Annotated in this window: 22 protein-coding genes and 1 riboswitch; of the genes, 13 read left to right on the forward strand and 9 right to left on the reverse strand. The window is 74.1% G+C overall.

Annotation, left to right across the window (positions count from 1 at the left end; translation table 11 throughout):
* Genes AOK09_RS23640 through AOK09_RS23675 form a run of 8 tightly spaced genes read left to right on the forward strand, consistent with a single transcriptional unit; the run spans position 1 to position 8,110 of the window.
* Positions 1–1,341 carry a lysine N(6)-hydroxylase/L-ornithine N(5)-oxygenase family protein gene (locus tag AOK09_RS23640; RefSeq protein WP_055589245.1) on the forward strand — a complete coding sequence of 447 codons (1,341 nt, stop codon included), beginning with the start codon at positions 1–3 and terminating at the stop codon, positions 1,339–1,341.
* Positions 1,338–2,408 carry an NAD(P)/FAD-dependent oxidoreductase gene (locus AOK09_RS41375; protein ID WP_055589246.1) on the forward strand — a complete coding sequence of 357 codons (1,071 nt, stop codon included), beginning with the start codon at positions 1,338–1,340 and terminating at the stop codon, positions 2,406–2,408. Before AOK09_RS23640 ends, AOK09_RS41375 begins: the two co-directional genes overlap by 4 nt.
* Complete coding sequence (locus AOK09_RS23650) at positions 2,405–4,111, forward strand: class I tRNA ligase family protein (protein ID WP_055589247.1); 1,707 nt, start codon at positions 2,405–2,407, stop codon at positions 4,109–4,111. The genes AOK09_RS41375 and AOK09_RS23650 overlap by 4 nt, the downstream gene beginning before the upstream one ends.
* Positions 4,108–5,670 (forward strand): AMP-binding protein, encoded by a 1,563-nt coding sequence (locus AOK09_RS23655; protein ID WP_245687446.1) that lies wholly within the window; start codon positions 4,108–4,110, stop codon positions 5,668–5,670. The genes AOK09_RS23650 and AOK09_RS23655 overlap by 4 nt, the downstream gene beginning before the upstream one ends.
* Positions 5,660–5,923 carry an acyl carrier protein gene (locus tag AOK09_RS23660; protein WP_055589248.1) on the forward strand — a complete coding sequence of 88 codons (264 nt, stop codon included), beginning with the start codon at positions 5,660–5,662 and terminating at the stop codon, positions 5,921–5,923. The genes AOK09_RS23655 and AOK09_RS23660 overlap by 11 nt, the downstream gene beginning before the upstream one ends.
* A gap of 1 nt (position 5,924) precedes the next feature.
* Positions 5,925–6,539 (forward strand): GNAT family N-acetyltransferase, encoded by a 615-nt coding sequence (locus tag AOK09_RS23665; RefSeq protein ID WP_055589249.1) that lies wholly within the window; start codon positions 5,925–5,927, stop codon positions 6,537–6,539.
* The gene (locus AOK09_RS23670) at positions 6,536–7,594 is read left to right on the forward strand and encodes a C45 family autoproteolytic acyltransferase/hydolase (RefSeq protein WP_055589250.1); all 1,059 of its coding nucleotides are present in this window, start codon (positions 6,536–6,538) and stop codon (positions 7,592–7,594) included. Before AOK09_RS23665 ends, AOK09_RS23670 begins: the two co-directional genes overlap by 4 nt.
* A 36-nt stretch (positions 7,595–7,630) precedes the next feature.
* Positions 7,631–8,110 carry a PaaI family thioesterase gene (locus tag AOK09_RS23675; RefSeq protein WP_055589251.1) on the forward strand — a complete coding sequence of 160 codons (480 nt, stop codon included), beginning with the start codon at positions 7,631–7,633 and terminating at the stop codon, positions 8,108–8,110.
* On the opposite strand, the gene AOK09_RS23680 is transcribed toward AOK09_RS23675, so the two are convergent.
* The 6 genes from AOK09_RS23680 to AOK09_RS23705 all read right to left on the reverse strand — a co-directional run bounded on the left by AOK09_RS23680 (position 8,058) and on the right by AOK09_RS23705 (position 14,120).
* Positions 8,058–9,242: an acyl-CoA dehydrogenase family protein gene (locus AOK09_RS23680; RefSeq protein ID WP_055589252.1), complete on the reverse strand. Its 1,185-nt coding sequence runs from the start codon at positions 9,240–9,242 to the stop codon at positions 8,058–8,060. The two genes, AOK09_RS23675 and AOK09_RS23680, sit on opposite strands and share 53 nt — an antisense overlap.
* Before the next feature lie 73 nt (positions 9,243–9,315).
* Positions 9,316–11,259: a Stk1 family PASTA domain-containing Ser/Thr kinase gene (pknB, locus tag AOK09_RS23685; protein WP_079063362.1), complete on the reverse strand. Its 1,944-nt coding sequence runs from the start codon at positions 11,257–11,259 to the stop codon at positions 9,316–9,318.
* A gap of 86 nt (positions 11,260–11,345) precedes the next feature.
* Positions 11,346–12,143, reverse strand: a complete 798-nt coding sequence (locus tag AOK09_RS23690; RefSeq protein WP_055589253.1) for a thiazole synthase — start codon at positions 12,141–12,143, stop codon at positions 11,346–11,348.
* Between the two features lie 3 nt (positions 12,144–12,146).
* Positions 12,147–12,374 carry a sulfur carrier protein ThiS gene (gene thiS / locus AOK09_RS23695; RefSeq protein WP_175609335.1) on the reverse strand — a complete coding sequence of 76 codons (228 nt, stop codon included), beginning with the start codon at positions 12,372–12,374 and terminating at the stop codon, positions 12,147–12,149.
* On the reverse strand, positions 12,371–13,534 hold the full coding sequence (thiO, locus tag AOK09_RS23700) for a glycine oxidase ThiO (protein WP_055589254.1): 1,164 nt from the start codon (positions 13,532–13,534) through the stop codon (positions 12,371–12,373). The genes thiS and thiO overlap by 4 nt, the downstream gene beginning before the upstream one ends.
* Positions 13,529–13,641: riboswitch (TPP riboswitch) on the reverse strand. (Overlaps the previous gene by 6 nt.)
* Positions 13,642–13,700: 59 nt before the next feature.
* The gene (locus tag AOK09_RS23705; RefSeq protein ID WP_055589255.1) at positions 13,701–14,120 is read right to left on the reverse strand and encodes an SHOCT domain-containing protein; all 420 of its coding nucleotides are present in this window, start codon (positions 14,118–14,120) and stop codon (positions 13,701–13,703) included.
* A gap of 64 nt (positions 14,121–14,184) precedes the next feature.
* Here AOK09_RS23705 and AOK09_RS23710 point away from each other — a divergent pair, with 64 nt between their 5' ends.
* The 3 genes from AOK09_RS23710 to thiE all read left to right on the forward strand — a co-directional run bounded on the left by AOK09_RS23710 (position 14,185) and on the right by thiE (position 16,563).
* On the forward strand, positions 14,185–15,405 hold the full coding sequence (locus tag AOK09_RS23710; protein WP_245687447.1) for an NAD(P)/FAD-dependent oxidoreductase: 1,221 nt from the start codon (positions 14,185–14,187) through the stop codon (positions 15,403–15,405).
* A 140-nt stretch (positions 15,406–15,545) separates the two neighbouring features.
* Complete coding sequence (locus AOK09_RS23715) at positions 15,546–15,911, forward strand: Rv2175c family DNA-binding protein (RefSeq protein ID WP_055589256.1); 366 nt, start codon at positions 15,546–15,548, stop codon at positions 15,909–15,911.
* A 4-nt stretch (positions 15,912–15,915) separates the two neighbouring features.
* Positions 15,916–16,563, forward strand: coding sequence for a thiamine phosphate synthase (thiE, locus tag AOK09_RS23720; protein WP_055589257.1), 648 nt, complete (start codon positions 15,916–15,918; stop codon positions 16,561–16,563).
* A gap of 58 nt (positions 16,564–16,621) precedes the next feature.
* Here thiE and AOK09_RS23725 read toward each other — a convergent pair whose 3' ends face one another.
* A complete protein-coding gene (locus tag AOK09_RS23725; RefSeq protein WP_055589258.1) occupies positions 16,622–17,731 on the reverse strand; it encodes a polyprenyl synthetase family protein in 1,110 nt (369 codons plus the stop codon).
* Positions 17,732–17,871: 140 nt separating this feature from the next.
* Here AOK09_RS23725 and metF point away from each other — a divergent pair, with 140 nt between their 5' ends.
* Together metF and AOK09_RS23735 are read left to right on the forward strand one after the other, a co-directional pair.
* On the forward strand, positions 17,872–18,789 hold the full coding sequence (metF, locus tag AOK09_RS23730; RefSeq protein WP_055589259.1) for a methylenetetrahydrofolate reductase [NAD(P)H]: 918 nt from the start codon (positions 17,872–17,874) through the stop codon (positions 18,787–18,789).
* 130 nt (positions 18,790–18,919) lie between these two features.
* Positions 18,920–19,774: a hypothetical protein gene (locus AOK09_RS23735; RefSeq protein ID WP_055589260.1), complete on the forward strand. Its 855-nt coding sequence runs from the start codon at positions 18,920–18,922 to the stop codon at positions 19,772–19,774.
* Positions 19,775–19,869: 95 nt separating this feature from the next.
* On the opposite strand, the gene AOK09_RS23740 is transcribed toward AOK09_RS23735, so the two are convergent.
* A complete protein-coding gene (locus AOK09_RS23740) occupies positions 19,870–21,378 on the reverse strand; it encodes a phytoene desaturase family protein (RefSeq protein ID WP_055589261.1) in 1,509 nt (502 codons plus the stop codon).
* A gap of 23 nt (positions 21,379–21,401) precedes the next feature.
* Complete coding sequence (locus AOK09_RS23745) at positions 21,402–22,013, reverse strand: DUF4126 domain-containing protein (protein ID WP_055589262.1); 612 nt, start codon at positions 22,011–22,013, stop codon at positions 21,402–21,404.
* Positions 22,014–22,314 lie beyond the last annotated feature (301 nt).

Consider the following 22,314-nt stretch of genomic DNA (forward strand, 5'->3'; position numbering starts at 1 on the left):
ATGACCGCGCACCACCGGACGCGTCGCGGCCGGCCGCACTTCCACTGCCTGGGCATCGGCGTGGGACCCGCCAACCTCAGCCTGGCCTCGCTGATGCACCCGCACAGCTCCCGGATCTCCCATCTCTTCCTGGACCGCAAGCCGAGCTTCGGCTGGCACGACGGGCAGCAGATCCCCGGCGCGGTCCTCCAGGTGTCGCCGCTGAAGGACCTGGTGACCCTGGCGGACCCCACCAACCCCTTCTCCTTCCTGGCCTACCTGCACGAACAGGGCCGGATCTACCACTACATCAACGCCCAGTTCGACGCCGTGCCGCGCCAGGAGTTCCGCAACTACCTGGAGTGGGCCAGCCACCGCAACAGCAACATCGTGTTCGGCGAGGAGGTGCTCTCGGTGACGTTCGACGGGGCCTCGGGCGGGGCCTTCGTGGTGCACACCGGCAGCCGGACGCTGTCCGCCGACAACCTGGCGATCGGGGTCGGCAGCACCCCCTGGGTCCCGCCGTTCGCCGAGCCGCAGCTGGGGACGAGCCAGTTCCATGTCAGCCGGTTCCGCGAACTGGCGGGCGACCTGACGGCCCGGCGGGTGGTGGTGGTCGGCGGCGGGCAGTCCGGCGCGGAGGCGTTCCTCGACCTGATCTCCCGGCCCGAGGCCGAGCTGCCCCGGCAGGTCTCCTGGGTCTCCAGACGCCGCAACTTCCTGCCGATCGACGACTCCCCCTTCACCAACGACTTCTTCATGCCCTGCCACTCCGAGTACTTCTTCGGACTGGACCGGCCCACCCGCACCGCCTTCAACAGCCGGCACGTGCTGGCCAGCGACGGCATCACCGAGTCCACCCTGCGCAGCATCTACCAGCAGGTGTACGTCCACCGCTTCACCGGGGAGGCCAAGGACCTCACCTCCTTCCACCCCAACCGCGAGGTCACCGCCGTCACCGGCAGCGACGCCGAGGGCTGGCGCATCCGCCTGGCGCACAACGACGCGGCCGGCGCCGCCGAATGGCTGGAGGCCGACGTGGTGGTGTGGGCGACCGGTCTGCGGCCCGGCCCCATGGACTTCCTCGACCCGATCGCCGGACGGCTGGAACGCGACGGCGACGAGTACCGGATCGACCGGGACTTCGCCGTCCGCTGGGACGGGCCGCCCGACCGCAGTCTCTTCCTGCAGAACGCCGCCCGCGGCCAGCGCGGCCTCGCCGACCCCAACCTCAGCCTCAGCGCCTGGCGCAGCATGCGCATCCTGGACCGGCTGCGCGGCACCCACACCCCCGACCAGCTGCCCTCCTTCATCAGCTGGGGGCCGGAGAGCCCCGCCGGGACGCCCGGGGAGGACCGATGACCGCGGACCGCGCCGACATCGCCGTCGTCGGCGCCGGGATCATCGGCTGCATGGTCGCCCGTGAGGCCGGCGCCCGGGAGCCCGCCGCCTCCGTGGTGCTGCTCGACCGGGACTCGGCGGGACAGGGCGCCAGCCGCCGCTCGGCCGGACTGCACATCCCCCGCGGTGCCACCCCCCGGGTCAGGCGGATGACCCGCCACAGCCAGGCGTACTACGAGCGGCTGCTCGACGAGGAGCCCGCGCTGCCCATCCGCCCGCTGCAGATGCGGGTGGTCACCCGGGAGGCCGACGCCGACCGGATCCGCGCCGACTATCTCGACCCCGGCGGCCCCGCCCCCGTCGGCGAACCGCCGGGCGATCCGCTGCGCCTGCCCGCCGGGTACACCGCATGGCACACCGGCGGCAGCCAGTACGCCGACGTCCCGGCGCTGGTGCAGCGGCTGACGGCCCGGCTGCGGCCGGGCGTCGCGGTCCGCGAGGGGGTGGCGGTGCTGCGGGTCGTACCGCAGCGCGACGGCGTCCTGCTGCACCTCAGCACCGGCGGGACGCTGTCCGCGGGCCGGGTGGTGCTCGCCCCCGGGCCGTGGACCGCCGCCCCGGCCTGGCGGGACGCCGTCGCACCCGAGGGGGTGCGGGTCAAGAAGGTGGTGGCACTCCACATCGACCTGCCCTGCTCGGCGGCGGACCCGGTGACCGTCCTGCACGACGAGGACGCCTTCCTGCTGCCGCTGCACCACCGCAACCACTGGCTGTTCAGCTACACCTGCCGGGAGTGGGACGTCGACCCGGACGCCCTCGCACCCGGCCCGTCCCCCGGCCATCTGGCGCAGGCGCGGGAACTGCTGCGCCGCTACGCCCCCGCGGCGGCCGAGCGCTGCACCGCGGGCCGGGTCTTCTGCGACGCCTACAGCCCAGGCCGCGAGCCGCTGGTCCGGTCCGTGGGCGGCGACACCCGCCTGGTGTTCGCCGGCGCGGCAGGCGGCTCCGGCTACCGCCTGGCCCCGGCCATCGCGTCGGAGGCCGCCGACCTGCTCGAACCGAGTACGGCACTGAGGAGCCACACGTGACCCACTCCAGCCACGACGCCGGCGCCCGTCACCCGGGGCAGCCGGCCGACGACCCCGGCCGCAGCCTCGACGAGCGGCCGGTGCTGGTCTTCTCCACACCCCCCACCCCCAACGGCGACCTGCACCTCGGCCATCTCTCCGGGCCGTACCTGGGCGCCGACGTCTTCGTCCGCTTCCAGCGGATGCACGGAGTGGACGCCTGGCACCTCACCGGCAGCGACGACTACCAGAGCTATGTCGTCGACACGGCGGCCCTGGAGGGCGGTTCACCGGCGGAGACGGCCGCGCGCTACAGCGCGGAGATCCTGGCGACGCTGCGGCTGATGGACATCGAGCCGGACCAGTACACCGCCACCGGCACCGCGGAGGGCTACCCCGACGGGCTGCGCCGCTTCTTCAGCCGCATCGTGGACTCCGGCAGGCCCGCACTCGCCGAGGGCCCCGCGCTCTTCGACGAGGACAGCGGCCGCTACCTCTACGAGGTGGACGTCGCGGGGCTCTGCCCGTGGTGCGGCCAGTCCACGGGCGGCAACATCTGCGAGGACTGCGGCGAGCCCAACTCCTGCGCCGACATCCACCACGCCCGCGCCACCCGCTCCCCGCACGCGCCCCGCAGGGGCACCGCGGTGCGCTGGTCCCTGCCGCTGCACGAGTCCGCGGAGGACGTCGCCGCGCACCACCGGCTCGGCCGGGTGCCGGCCAGGCTGCGGGAGCTGGCCGAGCGGATCTTCCGCCGCGACCGGGTGGACATCGCCCTCAGCCACCCCGCGCGCTGGGGCGTCCCGGCGGCCGAGCCGGGGACCGACGGCCAGGTGATCTGGGTGTGGCCGGAGATGGCCTACGGCTTCCTGTACGGCATCCAGACGCTGGGCCGCCGGCTGGGCCGTGACTGGTCGGCGGACCGACCCCGACAGGACTGGAAGATCGTCCACTTCTTCGGCTACGACAACAGCTTCTACCACGCGGTCCTCTACCCGGCGCTCTACCGGCTGGCGTTCCCGCAGTGGAACCCGGACATCGACTACCACCCCAACGAGTTCTACCTGCTCGACGGTGAGAAGTTCTCCACCAGCCGCCGCCACGCCGTGTGGGGCAAGGAGATCCTCAGCCCCGAGAGCGTGGACGCGGTGCGCTACCACCTCTCCCTGACCCGCCCCGAGGGGCGGCGCACCAACTTCAGCCGCGGCGCCTATGACGCCTCCCTGCGGGACACCCTGATCGGCCGCTGGCAGGCCTGGCTGAACGACCTCGGCACCCGGATCGACACCCGCCACGGTGGAGAGGCCCCGGACGCCGGGGTGTGGACCCCCGAGCACCGGGCCTTCCTGGACCGCCTGCGGCACCGGCTGGCCGAGGTCACCGGCGCCCTCGGCCAGGACGGCTTCTCGCTCAACCTGGCGGCGGAGGCGCTGACCGGCATCGTGGCGGACGCCCAGCGTTTCCACCGCACCGAGGGGCGGCTCGCCGACTCCCCGGCCCTGGCCGACGAGTCCCGTACCGCGGTGGCCCTGGAACTGGCCGCGGCACAGCTGCTCGCCCGCTGCGCCACTCCGCTGATGCCGCGGTTCGCCGGACGTCTGGCGGCCGCGCTGGGGGCCGCGGCGCCGGTGGAGTGGCCGCGTGCCGTGGAACTGGTCAAGCCGGGCACCCGGATCACCCTCGCGGACCAGGAGTTCTTCACCCCGGCGGTGGCGGCCCGGTGACCCCCGTTGCCGAGCGGCCCGGCACCGACTCCCTGATCAACCGGATCGCCGCCGGCCTCCCGCCCGCCGCCGGCCGGATCCGCTGGGTGAGCCTGGGCGCCACCGAGTCGATGGAGCTGGCCGAACTGGCCGAGCAGGCCGGCCGGCTGGCGGCCAGGCTGCACGAACTCGGGGTCGGCCCGGGCGACCGGATCGGCATCCTGGCCGCCAACAGCCCCGCCTGGGTGCTGCTGGACCTCGCGGCGCTGCGGCTGGGCGCGGTGACCGCGGGCCTGGAACCGCACAAGTTCCGCGCCCCCGACGAGCTCTGCGCCCGCTACGGCCTCACCCTGCTCTTCACCGACCAGCCGTCGGACCACCCGGCGGTCCGGTCCATGGCCGAGGTCGCCCGGCTGGTGGAGAAGGGCGGCCCGCAGCCCGGGCTGCCCGTGGCCCACTATCCGCCGGACGCCCCCACCACCCTCAAGTTCACCTCCGGCAGCAGCGGCCGGCCCAAGGCGCTGGCGGCCACGGCGGGCAGCATCGACCTGTCGCTGGGGGCCGTCCAGCAGCTCTTCGGACACGGCCCGGGGGACGACCTCTTCGTCTTCCTGCCGCTGTCGCTGCTGCAGCAGCGGTACTGGGTGTACTCCGCGCTGCTCTTCGGCCACGACATCACCGTCTCCACCTACGAGGCGGCCTTCCCGGCACTTGCCAGGGTCCAGCCGACGGTGGTGATGGGCGTGCCCGGGTTCTACGAGACCGCCCGGGCGCACATCGAGGCGCAGGCCGCCCATGACGGTACGTCAGCAGACGAGCCCGGCGACCGGCTTCGCGACGCGGCGCGGCGGCTCTTCGGCAACCGGATCCGCTATCTGTGGACGGGGTCGGCGCCCGCCGCCCCCGCGACGCTGGACTTCTTCACCTCGCTGGGCATGCCGCTCTTCGAGGGCTACGGCCTCAACGAGACCTGCATCGTCAGCAAGAACCACCCCGGCGCCCACCGGCCGGGCAGCGTCGGCCAGGTGCTCCCCGGCAAGGAGGTGCTCTTCGACGAGCAGGGGGTGATCAGCGTACGCAGCGCCCAGCCGGTGGCCCGGCGCTACGAGTACGCCGCACCCGGCGACTCCGAGCGCACCTTCGGTCCGGACGGCACGGTGCGCACCGGCGACGTCGGCTACCTCGACCAGGACGGCTTCCTCTTCGTCCAGGGCCGCCACGACGACGTGATCGTGCTGGACAACGGACGCAAGGTCATGGTCCGCCCGATCGAGGAGTTCCTGCGCGCCGATCCGGCCGTCGAGCAGTGCGTCCTGTTCTGCGTCGACCAGACACGGCTGGTCGTGGTGGTGGCGCCGGCCACGGACCCGGCCGACGAGCAGGCCGTCGCGGAGCGGGTGGCGCTCGCCAACCGCACCTTCGACCACGACGAGCGGATCAGCCGGTTCATCGTCGCCCCGGAGGGCTTCAGCATCGGCAACGGCCTGCTCACCTCCCAGTTCAAGCCCAGACGGAGCCGGATCCGGGAGGCCTTCCGGCAGCAGATCGACGACCCCGACGGAGGAGCACATGCACGCTGACGCAGAGCGCGCGGCGCGCGGCAGCCTGGCCCGCGTCCTGGCCACCGGGATCAGCCCCGAGGACCTGGAGCCGGACGCCGACATGGCGGAACGCTACGGCCTGACCTCGCTCAACAAGGTCCTCTTCATGATGTCGGTCTGCGACGAGGCGGGCGTGGACCTCTCCTGCTTCACAGAGCACGACATCGCCCGGCTGCGCACCCTGCGCGAGGTCGCCGACGCCCTCGCGCCCCACTGCGGAAAGGCGGTCTGAGATGGGCTGGCTGGACATCGCACCGGCGGTGCTGGAGAACGACCGGGTGCTGCTGCGGCCGGTCACCCCCGAGGACCGGGAGTCGCTGCACGCCATCGCCATGGACGAGGCGATCTGGCGCTACTTCGTCTCCCGGGTGGAGACCGACGCCGACTACGAGGCGTTCTTCGCGGCCGGCCTCGCGGACGCGGCCGCCGGGCGGCGGGTGGTCTTCCACATCACCGACAAGGCCACCGGACGGGCCGCAGGCAGCATGAGCTTCGGCAACCTGGCCGAGGCGGACGGACGGCTGGAGATCGGCTGGTCCTGGCTGGGCCGGGAGTTCCGCGGCCGGGGCGTCAACCACTGGGCCAAGTACCTGCTGCTGGAGCACGCCTTCGAACGGCTGGGGGCGCTGCGGGTCGAGTTCAAGACCGATGTGCTCAACGAGCAGGCGCGCCGAGGCCTGCGCAACATCGGCGCCGTGGAGGAGGGCGTGCTCCGCAGCTTCAACCCGATGCCCGGCGGCCGGCGGCGGGACGCGGTCTTCTACAGCATCCTGGCCCAGGAGTGGCCGCAGGTGCGACAGCGACTGTCGGCGGGTCCCGGTGCGAGGACCGCCGGGAACGCCCGGTGACGGTGCAGCCGCAGGCCCCGCTGCTGCGGCTGGCGGGGGAGCCGTACACCCTGGGGCGACTGCACGGCGAGGCCCGGGCGGCCGCGCTGCGGGCCTTCCTGGACGACGCCCTCGGCCGGCTGAACCATCTGCTGCCCGCCCCGGTGACCATGGCCGACCTGCTGCCGCGGGTGGCCGCCTACCGGGCCGAGGTGGCGGCGTCCTTCCCGGAACTGGCCGAGGAGGTGCGGGGGCTGGCCGACGGCGCGGGCATCGGCGAGGAGCAGGGGTGGCTGCTGCAGCTGCGGCGGGAGTTCCTCGGGTACCTCAAGATCCCCACCCTGGGCGACTGCACCACCTGGGCCAGGTCCGGGGCGGCGGCCGGCGGCAACCCGGTGCTGGCGCAGACCGTGGACCTGAACGGCGACCTGGACGACCAGATCGCCGTGCTGGAGATCGCTCCCGCCGGCTCCCCCCGCAGGGTGCTGATGCTGAGCTTCGCCGGCCTGCTGGGCTACCTCGGCGTCAACAGCGACGGGCTGGCGGTGGGGATCAACCTGGTGCTGGGCGGCGACTGGCGTCCCGGGCTGCCGCCCTATCTCGCGGTCCGGCACCTGCTGGAGAACGCCTCCGACGTGGCGTCGGCCTGCCGGCTGATCGAGAAGCTCGACCTGGCCAGCTCCCGCTCCTTCAGCCTCTGCGACGCCGGGACCACCGCCTTCGCCGAGGTGCTGGAGGGCCGGGTACGGGTGGTGGAGTCGGCGCACCATGTGCACACCAACCACTATCTGCATCCCGAGCTGGCGCCCTCCGACGAGCTCAACGTCTTCGCCCGGACCTCCTCGCTGCGGCGGCTGGGCGCCTGCGAGGCGGGGCTGGCCGCGCTCCCGGCCGCGGCCGGGCCGGAGGAGTGCTTCGGGCTGCTCTCGGCGCCCCCGGTCTGCGTCCCCGACGAGGGCGACATCCGCCGGGAGCGGACCGTGGCGGCCGCGGTGATGCTGCCCGCCCGGCGGGAGCTGCACCTGCGGCCGGGCAACCCGGCGCACAGCGGAACCCTGGTCTTCACCCTGGACTGACAGCGCGTCACCACGCCCAGAGAACGGAGCAGCCCGGTGGGCACACGGACCCCGACCCGGATCCCGGCCGAACTCCAGGAACGCTTCCGGGCGGTCGGCCTGGACCTCCCCGCCGTCTTCGCGGCCGAGCACCTGACCTCGTCGATGGGCATGCACATCGTCGCGGCCTCCCCGGAGGAGGTGGTCGCCACCCTGCCGGTCGCCGGCAACACCGGGCCGGACGGCGCACTGCACCCCGGCGCCTGCGCCATTCTGGCGGAGACCACCGGGTCGATCGGCGCGCTGCTGTACGCGGGCCCTGAGCGGGTGGCGCTGGGTGTGGACCTCAGCACCACCCGGCACCGCGGCGTCCGTACCGGGCTGGTCACCGCGGTGGCGACCCCGGTGGGGTGCGGCAGTACCGTCGCCACCTACCGGATCGCGGTCACCGACGAGGAGGACCGGCGGATCTGCTCCGCCCGGCTCACCTGCCTGCTGCGGCCGGCCCCGGCCGCAGGTCCAGCGACTTCGCGATGATGGTCCGCATGATCTCGCTGGTGCCGCCGTAGATCCGGTGCACCCGGTTGTCGGCGTACAGGCGCGCGATGGGGTACTCCCGCATGTAGCCGTAGCCGCCGTGCAGCTGCAGACAGCGGTCGATCACCCGGGCCGCGGTCTCGGTGCAGAACAGCTTGGCCCCGGCCGCCTCGGCGGCCGTCAGCTCGCCGGCGTCGTACGCCTCCAGCGCCCGGTCCGCCACCGCCTCCAGCGCCGCCACGTCCGAGGCGCAGTCGGCCAGGACGAAACGGGTGTTCTGGAAGTCGGACACCCGCTGGGAGAAGACCGTGCGGTCCCTGACGTACTCGACGGTGAAGCGCAGCGCCGCCGCGGCCTGCGCATGGGAGCTCACCGCGATGGAGAGACGCTCCCTGGGCAGGTTCTCCGAGAGGTAGGAGAAGGCCTCGCTCTCCCGCCCCAGCAGGTCCCCGGCCGGCACCCGCACATCGGTGAAGGACAGCTCCACGGTGTCCGACGCCCGCAGGCCGATCTTCTCCAGCTTGCGGCCCACCGAGAAACCGGGGCTGGAGGTGTCCACCACCAGAATCGACAGGCCCGCCCGCCGGTCCCCGGAGGGTGCGGGGGAGGTCCGGCAGACCACCAGCACCCGGTCGGCCACCAGGCCGCCGGTGATGAAGGTCTTGGCCCCGTTCAGCAGATAGTGGCCGCCGTCCGCGGACAGCTCCGCGCGGGTCCTGATGCCCGCGAGGTCCGAGCCGGTCCCGGGCTCGGTCATGGCGATGGCGGTCATCAGCCGGCCGGAGACGAAGCCCGGCAGCCACCGCCTGCGCTGCTCCTCGTCGGCGTACCGCAGCAGATAGGGCAGGATCAGCTCGGCGTGCACCACGCTGCTGCCCAGGCTGACGCCCGCACGGGCGGTCTCCTCGGCGAGCACCGCGTGGTACTTGTAGCTGGCGATGCCGGCGCCGCCGAACTCCTCCGGCGCCTCGATGCCGAAGACCCCGAGCTCGCCCAGGCGCAGGAAGAACTCCCGCGGAGGGTGGCCGGCCCGCTCCCACTCCGGGTGGGCGGGGACCACCTCCTCGGCCAGGAACCTGCGGACGATACCGCGGAACACCTCGTGGTCCTCGGTGAAGACGCCACGGCGCACAGCTGTGCCCTCCGTCCAGGAGCCGACCCGCCGCCAGCCAACATACCCGGCGGGCACCGCCCGGACGGGGGCTTCAGAGCAGCACGATGGTGATCGTGGAGCCCTTGGGCTTCTGGTCGCCGCCGCCGGGGGACTGGTTGCGCACCGTGGGGCTGCCGAACGGGTTCAGCCGCACCGCACGCACCTGGAAACCCGCCTGCTGGAGAAGGGCGGTGGCCTCCTCCTCGGAGTGGCCGCGGACGTCCGGCACCGGGAAGAGCTGGGGGCCCTTGGAGACCGTCAGGGTCACGGTGGCGCCGGGGCCGGCCCGCTCCGCGGGGTTCTGCGAGGCGACGGAGCCGGCCTCCACCGTGTCGGAGAAGACCTGGTCGGGGCTGATCCGTACGGCGAAGCCCTGGTCGGTCAGGTCCTGCTGGGCCTCGTCCACCGGCTCGCCCACCACCTGAGGCACCGGCAGAGGTGCCGGACCCTTGCTGACCACCAGGGAGACCGGGGTCTCCCGGGCCAGGCGGCTGCCCACCGAGGGACGGGCGCTGATCACCGAGCCCTGCGGGATGGCGTCGCTGAAGTCCGCGGTGGTGGTGCCGGGGGCCAGCCCGGCGTCGGTGAGCAGCTTGCGTGCGGCCTCCAGCGACTTGCCGGCCACGGCCGGCACCGCGATCCGCTCCGGGCCCCTGGAGAGCACCACCGTGACCGGGTCGTCCTTGCGGGCACGGGAACCCGGGCCGGGGTCGCTCTCGATCACCTGGCCCGGCGGCACCGTCTCGGAGAAGGACTCGGTGAAGTCGGCCGTCAGCCCCGCCGAGTCCAGCCGGGCCGCCGCCGCCTGCCGGGTGAGACCCAGCACGCTCGGCGTGGTGGTGTACAGCGCACCGGACAGCAGCCAGGTCGCCAGCCCCACCACCACCGCCAGCGCGGTCAGCGCCGCCACCGTCACCAGCCCCCGCCGGGACCGCCGCGGCGCGGGCTCGGCGAAGACGGCGGGCTCGTCGTACGGCCGGCTCTGCGGCATCACCAGGTCGCTGGGCAGCTCCAGCACACTGGTGCGCTCCGGTGCGTCCCCGGCCGGGACGGCCGGCAGCATGGTGGTGGCCTCGCTGGTGGAGTACTGCGGGGTGGACCGGGTGGAGGCGGGCGGCTCGGCGTCCAGCTGCGCGGGGGTCAGCGAGCGGCGCAGCCGCTGCAGGGCGGCCAGCAGCTCCACGGCGTCGTACGGACGGCGGCCGGGGTCGCGGGCGGTGGCGCCGGCCACCACCGTGTCCAGCTCGCCGGGCAGCCCGGGGACGGCCAGCGACGGCGGTGGCACATCCTCGTTGAGATGCCGGTAGATGACCTGGGTGGGGGAGTCCCCGGAGTGCGGTTTGCGGCCGGTGAGCATCTCGTAGAGCACGATGCCGCAGGCGTAGACGTCCGAACGGGGGTCGGCGGGCTGCTGCCGGATCTGCTCGGGCGAGAGATAGGAGACGCTGCCGATCACCGTGCGCATCGGGGTGGAGCCGGTGGAGGCCGTGTCCGCCGAGACGGTGCGGACCAGGCCGAAGTCGGCGACCTTCACCAGGCCGCCCTCGGTGATCAGGACGTTCTCCGGCTTGACGTCGCGGTGCACCAGCCCGGCCCGGTGGGCGGCGCCCAACGCCGCCAGCACCGGCTCCAGGATGTCCAGGGCCGCCCGGATGGACAGGGCGCCCCGGTCGCGCAGCACGTCCCGCAGGGTGCAGCCGGGCACGTACTCCATCGCCAGGAAGACACAGGAGCCGTCGGCGCCCTGGTCGAAGACATTGACCACATTGGGGTGCGCCAGCCGGGCGACGGCCTTGGCCTCGCGGATGAAGCGGCTGGTGAACTCGGAGTCCGCGGCCAGCGCCGGATGCATCACCTTCAGCGCCAGCACGCGGTCCAGCCGGGTGTCCGTACCCCGGTAGACGGTGGCCATGCCGCCCACCGCGAGACGCTGCTCGACCCGGTAGCGGCCGTCGAGCAGCGCTCCGATGAGCGGGTCGTGCAACGTCGTGTCCACGAAGGGAGTCTAAGGGCGGCCGCCCCCGCAGGGGCCCGGAGCGGACAGCCGGAACCCCCTCGCGGGTGACCTGTGACGGTTCCGTTTCAGAAGGCGGGCATCTCCCGGTGGTCCAGCTGCGCACGGCCCTCCAGCGGGGAGGAGGCCTCCGCATGGAAGCGGCGCGGAATACGTCCCGCACGCCGGGCCATCCGCCCCGCCTCCACCGCCCGGCGCATCGCGTCGGCCATCAGCGCCGGGTCCTGGGCGCGGGTGACGGCCGAGGCCAGCATCACCGCGTCGCAGCCCAGCTCCATGGCGAAGGCGGCGTCCGAGGCGGTGCCCGCGCCCGCGTCCAGGATCACCGGCACCCCGGCGTTCTCCACGATCAGCTGGAAGTTGTGCGGATTGCGGATGCCCAGCCCGGAGCCGATCGGCGAACCCAGCGGCATCACCGCGGCGCAGCCGACGTCCTCCAGCTTCCGGGCCAGCACCGGGTCGTCATTGGTGTACGGCAGCACGGTGAAGCCGTCGTCGACCAGGATCTCGGCGGCGTCCAGCAGCTCCACCGGGTCCGGCAGCAGGGTGCGCTCATCCGCGACCACCTCCAGCTTCACCCAGTCGGTGCCCAGCGCCTCCCGCGCCAGCCGCGCCGTGAGCACCGCCTCGCCCGCGGTGAAGCAGCCCGCGGTGTTGGGCAGCACCCGGATGGAGTTGCGGGCCAGCACCTCCAGCACGGAGCCCTTCACGGTGGGGTCGACCCGGCGCATCGCCACCGTGGTCAGCTCGGTGCCGGAGAGCTTCAGCGCCTGCTCCAGCACCTCCAGGCTGGGGGCGCCGCCGGTGCCCATGATCAGCCGGGAGCCGAAGGGCGTACCGGCGATGGTGAGGATGTCGTCGGCCATGGTTCAGCCTCCCTGGACCGCGGTGAGGATCTCGATCCGGTCGTCCGCCGCGAGCGCGGTCTCCCCCCATGCGCTGCGCGGCACCACCGCCTCGTTGACGGCCGCCGCGACCCCGGCGGGGGCGCTGCTCAACTGGGCCACCACGTCGGCCAGGGTCGCTCCGCCGGGGACGCTGCGGGGCTCGCCGTTCACGGAGAGGGCGATCTGCGCGGGGTGGTGTGCGGTGGTCATCGCAGTGCCTCCTGAGCGGCGGTGCGGGTGAAACGGGTGGGCAGGAAGGGGACGCCGAGCTCCGGCAGCCGACCGGCCGCCAGGTACTCGGCGACCAGGTCGCCGGTGACGGGGGCCAGCAGCACCCCGTTGCGGAAGTGGCCGGTGGCGGCGACCAGGCCGTCCAGCGCGGTGGGCCCCAGCAGCGGGGCGTTGTCCGGTGAGCCCGGACGCAGGCCGGCGGAGGTCTCCACCAGCGGCAGCTCGGTGATGCCGGGGATCAGCTCATGGGCGTCGCGCAGCAGCTCGTAGACGCCGCCCGCGGTCACCGTGGTGTCATGGCCGAGCTCCTCCATGGTGGCCCCCACCACCAGCTCGCCGTCCTCGCGCGGCACCAGGTAGATGTGGCAGCCACGGACCACCGCCCGGACGTTGCGGGAGAGGAACGGGGCGTAGACGGGGGGTATGCGCAGTCGCAGCACCTGGCCCTTCACCGGCCGCACCGGCGGCAGCACCCCCTCGGGCAGCCCCGGCAGCAGATGGCTGCGGCTGCCGGCCGCCACCACCACCTGGTCCGCGGCCAGCTCCCGGCCGCCCTCGGCGACCGCCCCGGTCGCCCGGCCGTGCTCCACCGTGAGCCGCTCGGCGCGGGCCGCCACCAGATCCACCCCGGCCCGCCGGCACGCCTCCAGCAGGGCCGCGCCGACCCTGCGGCCGTCGACCTGGTGGTCGTCCTCCACCAGCAGGGCGCCGCGTACCGAGGGAGCCAGCATGGGCTCCAGCCGGCGGGTCTCGCGGCCGGTGAGCCAGCGCGAGGTGAGGCCCAGCCGCTGGTGGAAGGCGTAGAGGTCCTGAAGCTCCGCCCGGTCGTCCGCGTCCAGCGCCACCGCGAGGGTGCCGCAGGCCCGGTAGCCGGTGGGCAGGCCGGAGGCCTGCTCCAGCTCCGCGGCGAAGTCCGCGTAACGGGCGTTGGAGGCCATGCCCAGACGCAGCAGCGGCTCCTCGCCGTACTGCAGCTCGGTCACCGGGGCGAGCATCCCGGCAGCCACCTGGGCGGCCCCGTGCCCCGGGTCCGGGTCCAGCACGGCGACGCCGAGCCCGCGCTGCGCCGTACGCCAGGCGACGGCCAGCCCGATGATGCCGCCGCCGACGACCAGGACGTCGGTATGGGTGCGTAGCAAGGCTGCGACTCTCCCTTCGCCGGCATGACCCGGATCAGGTTCGGACGGTCGGAGGCCGCCGCAGCCTCCCTCTCAGCCCGGTGCGCCAGGCTCCCGTGTGTACGCCCACAGCCTATCTCCGCCCGGCGGCCGCCCCCAGGGCCGGTCCCCGGGTGCGGCCGCCGGCTCAGGCGAGGATCTTCGCCTTGGCCCGCTCGTACTCCTCCGCGGACAGGTCGCCGCGGGCTTTGAGCTCGGACAGCTTGTGCAGCTGGTCGGCGCTGCTCGGGGCCGCCGCCGTCTCCCTGATGTACGAGTCCACGGCCTTCTGCTGCTCCCTCGCCGCGTGCTGCTCCCGGCTGCTCATGCCCCTGCCGCGGACGATCAGGTAGACCAGCACCCCCAGGTACGGCAGCACGATCACCGCGATCATCCAGGCCGCCTTTGCCCAGCCGCTGAGCGAGTCGTCCCGGAAGAGGTCCGTGATCACCCGGAACAGCAGGAAGAACCAGAGCACCCAGACGAAGAGCCACAGCATCGTCAGGAAGAGCCCCAGCAGGGGGTAGTTCCCGTCCACGGCCAGCTGGGTCGGAGAGTAGTTGTCCATGATCCGAGTGGAACCGCTGCGACGACCCCCCGCATCCGCCGGACGGCCCCCACTGAGCCGTTAGATTGAGCCGGTGGCAGAACTGAGCAGCGACGGGCGGATCGTGATCGTGGGCGCGGGGGTGGCCGGCGCGCAGACCGCCGCCGCCCTGCGGGAGCACGGCTGGACGGGCGGGCTGACGCTGCTCGGCGACGAGCCGCACCCGCCGTACGACCGGCCGCCGCTCTCCAAGGACGTCCTGCTGGGCAAGGCCGACAGCACGGCCTTCGACCTCGACTGGGCGGCACTCGGCGTGGAGTTGCTCACCGGCCGGCGCGCCCTGCGGCTGGAGGGCGCCGAGCAGACCGTGATCACCGACGCCGGGCCGGTGCGCTACGACCGCCTGGTCGCCGCCACCGGAGCCTCGGCCGTGCCGCTGCCCGGCGCGCTGGGCGTCCCGGGGGTGCATCTGCTGCGGACCGTGGACGACGCCCTGGCTCTGCGCGCCGCACTGCGTCCCGGCGCCCGGGTGGTGATCGTCGGCGCCGGCTGGATCGGCGCGGAGACCGCCACCGCCGCCCGGGCGCTCGGCTGCACGGCCACCGTGGTGGAGGCCGGCCCCGAACCGCTGCCCGGCGCCCTGCCCGCCGAACTCGGCCGCCTCACCCGGGACTGGTACGCCGCCGCCGGGGTGGAGCTGCGCACCGGCGCCGCCGTCGCCGAGGTCGAACCCACCGCCGTCCACCTCGCCGACGGCACCCGGCTGGACGCCGACACGGTGGTCGTCGGCGTCGGGGCCCGGCCCGCCACCGGGTGGCTCGGCGACTCCGGGGTGACCCTGGAGGACCACGGCGCGGTGCTCGCCGACGACAGGCTGCGCACCACCCTGCCCGGTGTCCACGCGGTCGGCGACTGCGCCTCCTTCCCCTCCGGGCGCTTCGGCGCCCGGCTCACCGTCCAGCACTGGGACAACGCCCTGCACGGTGCCCGCACCGTCGCCGCGGACCTGCTCGGCGGGGACGCGGCGCCGTACGACCCGGTGCCGTACTTCTGGTCCGAGCAGTTCGGCCGCATGGTCCAGTACGCGGGCCACCACCTCGCCGCCGACCGGCTGCTGTGGCGCGGCGCCCCGGAGGACGCGGGCTGGACGGTGCTGTGGCTGCGCGGCGAGGTCCCGGTCGCCCTGCTGGCCGTGGACCGCCCGCGCGACCTCGCCCAGGGCCGCCGGCTGATCGAGCGCGCCGTCCCGCTGGACGCGGCCGCGGCGGCCGATCCCGCCGTTCCCCTGAAGTCGGCGGCCCGCTGAAGTCCGCGGCCCGCTCAGGTCCGCGGCCCGCTGAACGGACCGGCCGCGGACCCCGGCCGCAGGGCCGTGCGGGGCGGCCGCGACACTGGAACGGCGGCGGCGGTTACCCATCGGGGCCCGGCTGATGGCAGTCTGGATGCGTGAGCGAGATCGATCCCAAGATTGAAGCCCTGGTCCCGGCCTGGCTGTACCTGCCCGACATCTCCGAGCAGTGGGGTGTGGAGGTCACCCGGGTCCGCCAGATGGTCAAGGAGGGCGACCTGATCGCGGTCCGCCGCGGGGAGAACAACGCCCTCCAGGTCCCCGCCGCCTTCATCGGGGAGGAGAAGCCGGTCAAAGGTCTGATCGGGACCCTGACCGTGCTCAGGGACAGCGGGTTCAGCGACGAGGAGGCCCTGGAGTGGCTCTTCACCGAGGACCCCACCCTGCCCGGCACCCCCGTCCAGGCGCTGCGGGAGAACCGCGGCACCGAGGTCAAGCGCCGCGCCCAGGCGATGGCGGTCTGACGCGGTGACGGACCCCGTACGGGCGCGGCTCGCCGACGCCCGCCTCTACCTGTGCACCGACGCCCGCCGGACGCAGGGCGACCTCCCCGAGTTCCTGGACGCCGTGCTGGCGGGCGGCGTGGACATCGTCCAGCTGCGCGACAAGGCGCTGGAGGCTGCGGAGGAGCTGGAGATCCTCCAGGTCTTCGCCGACGCCTGCCGCCGCCACGGCAGGATGCTCTCGGTGAACGACCGCGCCGACGTGGCGCACGCCGCCCGCCCCGACGTCCTCCACCTCGGCCAGGGCGACCTGCCGGTGCGGTACGCACGGGCCGTCGTAGGCGACGGCATGGTCATCGGACGGTCCACCCATGCCGAGGCGGAGGTGGACGCGGCCGTGGCGGAGCCCGGCGTGGACTACTTCTGCACCGGCCCGGTGTGGCCCACCCCCACCAAGCCAGGCCGCCACGCCCCGGGGCTGGGCCTGGTGGAGTACGCGGCGAAGCTGCAGCCCGCCCGGCCCTGGTTCGCGATCGGCGGCATCGACGCCGGCAACCTCGACCAGGTGCTGGAGGCGGGCGCCCGGCGGGTCGTGGTGGTCCGGGCGATCACCGCGGCGGACGACCCCGGCGCCGCCGCCGCGGACCTGGCCCGCCGGCTGCGCGAGCTCTGACGCCGCACACCGTGCGGCGGTACGTCCCCGTCCGTACCGGTCGCTTCGTACCGGTCGTTCAGTACCGCCGCACGGTGGCGGCCGAGGCCAGTGCCCGCAGCGCGTCCCGCGCCGGCCCCTCGGCCAGCGGGACGGCCTCCAGCGCCGCGAGCGCCTCCGTCAGCAGGGCGTCGATCCGCTGCTCCACCCGCTCCGGGGCGCCGCTGCGGGCGATGATCCCGCGCAGCCGCTCCACCTCCGCGGGCGCCAGGTCGGGCGCGCCCAGCCGCTCGTCCAGCAGCCGGGCGTCGGCGGGGGAGCAGGACTCCATGGCCAGCGCCACCAGCAGGGTCCGCTTGCCCTCCCGCAGGTCGTCGCCGGCCGGTTTGCCGGTCACCGCGGGGTCGCCGAAGACCCCCAGCTGGTCGTCCCGCAGCTGGAAGGCCTCGCCCAGCGGCAGGCCGAAGGCCCCGTAGGCGTCCACCAGGGCCGGTCCGGCGCCCGCCAGCACCGCGCCCACCTGCAGCGGACGCTCCACCGTGTACTTGGCGGACTTGTAGCGGACCACGTCCAGCGCCCGCTCCGCGGCGCCCTCGCCCAGGGAGTCGCCCGCCACCGGCTCCAGGACGTCCAGGTACTGCCCGGCCATCACCTCGGTCCGCATCAGGTCGAAGAGCGGCTTGGCGGCCAGTACCGCCGCCGGGTCCAGACCGCAGCGCAGGAACAGCTCGTCGCACCAGCAGAGCAGCATGTCGCCCAGCAGCACCGCCGCCGACGTCCCGTACTGGGCCCGGTCGCCGCGCCAGCCGCCGGCCCGGTGCAGCATCTCGAAGCGGCGGTGCACCGAGGGCACCCCGCGGCGGGTGTCGCTGCGGTCCATCAGGTCGTCGTGCACCAGCGCGCTGGCCTGCAGCAACTCCAGGGCGGCGGCCGCGGCGACGATCCCGTCCGCGCCCGCCCCGCCGCCGGCGCCGCGCCAGCCCCAGTAGCAGAACGCCGGGCGCAGCCGCTTGCCGCCGTCCAGCAGGAAGTCGCGCAGCGCCGTGGAGGCCTCCGACAGCTGCGGGGAGATGGTCGCCAGCAGCCCCTCCTGCCGGCGCAGGAACTCCTCCAGCGCCCGGTTGACGCGCAGCCGCAGCCCCTCCCGGTCCACGGGGTTGGCGGTGTCGACGGCGGCGGGCAGGGTCACGGTGCGGCTCCGGTGCGAATGGGTGGAACGCCAGCCTAACCGGACAGGGCGGCGAGCCGTGCGGGCGCCCTTCGGCTGCGATGTCTCACGACGTGGACGTGACCTGCCCCAGGTGTCCGGATCGCGGATAACCTGCACGTATGGCACTGGGCATCCCCTCCACCAGAACGGACCGCGCGGCCACCGTTCGCGACCTGCTGGCGGCGGGGCACCGCTCCTTCTCCTTCGAGTTCATGCCGCCCCGCTCCGAACAGGCCGAGCGCAGGCTCTGGGACGCCATACGGCGGCTGGAGCCGCTGGCCCCCAACTTCGTCTGCATGACCTACGGAGCCGGCGGCAAGTCCCGCGACCGCACCGTCGACATGGTGGGCCGGATCGCGGCCGAGACCACCCTCACCCCGGTCGCGCACCTCACCGCGGTCGGCCACTCGGTCGCCGAGCTGCGCAACATCATCGGCCACTACGCCGACGAGGGCGTCCGCAACGTCCTCGCGGTGCGGGGCGACCCGCCCGGCGACCCCATGGGCGAGTGGGTGCGGCACCCGGAGGGCGTCAGCTATGCCGCCGAGCTGGTGGAGCTGATCAAGGGGATCGGTGACTTCTGCGTCGGCGTCGCGGCCTTCCCCGAGATGCACCCCAGGTCGGAGACCTGGGAGGAGGACATCCGGCACTTCGTGTCCAAGGTCCGTGCCGGGGCCGACTACGCCATCACCCAGATGTTCTTCCATGTGGAGGACTATCTGCGGCTGCGCGACCGGGTCGCCGCGGCCGGCTGCGACGTGCCGATCATCCCGGAGATCATGCCGGTGACCAACGTCAAGCAGATCGACTTCTTCGCCAAGCTCAGCAACGCGGCCTTCCCGGCGGCGCTCGCCGAGCGGGTGAAGGCGGTCGCCGACGACCCGGCGGCGGTCCGCGAGGTCGGTGTGGAGTACGCCACCGGGATGGCGGAGCGCCTGCTGGCCGAGGACGCGCCAGGGCTGCACTTCATCACGCTCAACCACTCCACGGCCACGCTGGAGATCTACCAGAACCTGGGCCTGCACGAGCGGGTCTGACGATCCCGCCGCAAAGACTCCGGTCGGCTGCGGCCATCCGGGTGCGGCGGCGCGGTACGCTCGCCCGACACACGCGCACGGCGCGGATTGGCCGGGCGGTGCGGTGCCGGGCCGGCGACTGGAGGTTTGAGTGGGCGTCGGGTACATGCTGCTGTACGCCGCATTCGTGGTCGTGGCGCTCTGGCTGGTCGCCGAACTGTTGCTGCAGAACAAGGCGCCGCTGGTCTGGCGGGCCCTGGCGCTGGCCGGGTTCCTCGGCGTGGTCGCCGGGATGCAGCTGGGGTCGGTCGCGGTCATCGGACTGGGAGCGGCCGCCTTCGCGGTCGGCCAGACCTTCGTCACCCTCTCGGTGAAGCGCGGCTACGACGCCGGCTGGTCGCTGCGGCGCCCCGACGGCTCCCTCCCCGGACCGCTGGCCCGCGTCCCGCTGCTGGGCGGCGAGGGCGAGCCGGACGAGGAACTGCCGGAGCCGGTCGGCGAGGTGGGCCCGGTCGAGGGCTGGGAGGAGGCCTACGCGGACGAGCCGGCCGACGGCCCGCACACGCCTCCGCCGGCCGCCGACCCGCAGCAGGTCTACGAGATGCAGCCGCTGCACGAGGACGACTCCGACGGCTACGGGGTCTACACCGGCGCCACCGCCACCCAGCAGGGCTACCACGACGCCTCCGGCTACGGGGGCTACCAGCAGCAGGACCCCTACGCCGCGGCCTACCAGGGCGGCTGGGACCAGACCCAGTACGGCGCCGCCGCCTACCAGGGCTACCAGGACGCCTCCGGCTACGGGGGCTACCAGCAGCAGGACCCCTACGCCGCGGCCTACCAGGGCGGCTGGGACCAGACCCAGTACACCCAGAACTGGGACCCGGCCCAGCAGCAGACCGGCTACACCGACTGGTCGCAGCAGCAGCACCAGGCCTACGGGGACTACGCGGCCCAGCAGCAGCACCAGCAGCAGCACCCCGACACCTGGCAGCCCTCCGCCTGAGGCCCGCGGGGCGCGGGTGCCCGGGGGCGCGGCGGGCCTGCTCAGAGGGCCGAGCGGGATCTGCCGGTCAAGGGGTGCCGATCAGGGGGTGCCGATCAGGGGGTGCCGATCAGGGCGGCGGTGACGGCGGCGGACATCCCCGCACGCGGCAGCCCGCCGCCGGGGTGGGCGGACCCTCCGGCCAGATGGAGGCCGGGCAGCGGCGATCGGTTGGCGGCGGCCAGCCAGGCGCCTCCGGCGCCGGCCAGCGCCGGACCGGGGACGGAGCCGCCGGGGGCGCAGGTCTCCCGCTCGGTGTCGGCGGGCGTGCGCACCTGCCGCCACAGCAGCCGCTCCCGCAGCCCGGGAACGGCCGCCTCCGCCTGGGCAACGACATGGTCGGCGTACGTATCGGCGACACCGGGGGCGTCCCAGTCGACCTCCCCGTGGCGCGGCACGGTCACCGTCAGGGTGACCGTCTCATGGCCGTCGTCCGGCCGCAGTGAGGGGTCGTCCGGGCGCAGCACCTGCACCGTGGGCCGCTCGCAGAGCCGGCCGGGGCCCCCGCCGGCGGGGAAGAGCGCCGCCAGCTCGTCCCCCGGGTCGGCCGCGTGGATCACGGTGCGGTGCACGGTGCCGTCCGGGCGGGCGCCGCGCAGCGCCAGCAGCACCGTGAGGCGTCCGGGACGCGCCGGCGGCAGCGCCGGCCACTCGTCCTGCCCGTCCCACTCCACCAGGCGCTGCCCGTAGAGGGCCCGTACGTCGGCGGTGGAGACCACCAGGTCGGCCTCGATCCGGCTGCCGTCGGAAAGCTCCACCCCGGCCGCGCGGCCGTCCTTCACCACCACCTCGGAGACCGTGGCGTGGAACAGGAACTCCACCCGCCGCTGCTCGCAGCGCGCGTACACGGCGTCGGCCAGCGCCCGCATCCCGCCGGTCACGTACCAGACGCCGAAGGTCTGCTCCATGTACGGCACCACGGTCAGGCTCGCCGGGGCGGTGCGCGGGTCGAATCCGAAGCGGAGCGCGTACTCGCAGAGCAGCGCGGTGGGCCCCGGCTGCCCGGCCAGTTCACGGCGGGCCACCTCGGCGAGGGTCCGCGGTCCGCCGCGGGCCAGCCGGGCCAGGCCGCGGCGCGGTGCGGCCGGGTAGGGATCGGTGTGCAGGGCGGCGGTGGAGCCGGTGAGGGGCTCCTCCAGCAGGGGGCGGCGGGTGGCCTCCCAGACCTGCCGGGCCCGGTCCAGCACCGCTCCCCACCGTTCGCCCGCGCCGGGGCCGAAGGCGCCGTCCAGGGCGCGCACCACCCCGGCCCGGGAGGCGTTGGGCAGGGCCAGCTCGGTGCCGTCCGGCAGCAGATGGCGGCTCTCCGGGTCGACCGGGGAGAGCTCGACCAGGTCCTCCAGCCGCTCCTTGCCGGTCTTCAGGGCCAGATCGCGGTAGACGGCCGGCAGGGTGAGCAGCGTCGGCCCGGTGTCGAAGGCGAAGCCGTCCCGGCGGTACCGGCCCAGCATGCCGCCGTGGGTCCCGGAAGCCTCGCACACCAGCACCCGGTGTCCCACCGTGGCCAGCCGCGACGCCACCGCCAGCCCGCTGATGCCCGCACCGACGACCACGATCCTTGCCATGGTCGGGATCCTAACGGCGCCGCTCAGAGGACCGCCGGGTGGGCGGCACCGGCCCGCTGGGCGCGGCGCTCACGGCGGCGCCGCAGGAAGCGGCGGATCCGGGAGACGGCGAAGAGGACCAGCAGTACGCCCAGCAGCATCAGCACACCGGCGACCGAGGCGGCGGCCACCGGGTGGAAGATCGCCAGGGTGACGATCCCGGCGACGGACAGGTCCTCCAGCAGGCTGATCACGATGTTGCTGAAGGGCTCCGGGGAGGTGTTGACCGCCATCCGCAGGGAGGCCTTGGTGAGATGGCTGACCAGGGCGCTGCCGCCGCCCATCGCGCCGGCCGCGATGGCGCCCAGCGAGCCGTGGGCGTGCCCGGCGAGCAGGGCCCCGACGGTGGCTCCGGCCACCGGGCGGATCACGGTGTGGACGGCGTCCCAGGCGGTGTCCACCAGCGGGATCTTGTCGGCCACCGCCTCGCAGAGGAAGAGCAGCCCGGCGGCGACCAGCACATCGGTGCGCTCCAGGGCGGGCGGCACCGAGTCGGCCCCGCCGAAGCGGCCGAAGAGCCCGAGCAGCAGCACCACCGCATAGGCGTTGATCCCGCTCGCCCATCCGCTGGTGAAGATCATCGGGATGACCGACACATCCGCCTCCTGCTCCCCGTCGTGGCACCGCCCGCGGTGCCGCCTGCACAGCGTAGGCGAGCGGGAGACGCGCCAGGGTTGCGGCGCGGTTCCACGCCGTGGGCGGTTCGGGAGATCTGAGTACCGGTACTCAGACGTACTCGGCCGACGCTTTGAGTACCCGAACGGATATCCCCCGGGCCGCCGCGGACGGGAGAGTGGTGCGCACCGGGACGGCGGGGCCCAGGCGGCACCGGCACCCGGAGCGTGACGGACGCCGCCGGCCGGGAGGGGGCCGCGGGGGACGCCGGGGCTCCACGGG

It is taken from the genome of Peterkaempfera griseoplana (assembly GCF_001418575.1).
Classification (GTDB): domain Bacteria; phylum Actinomycetota; class Actinomycetes; order Streptomycetales; family Streptomycetaceae; genus Peterkaempfera; species Peterkaempfera griseoplana.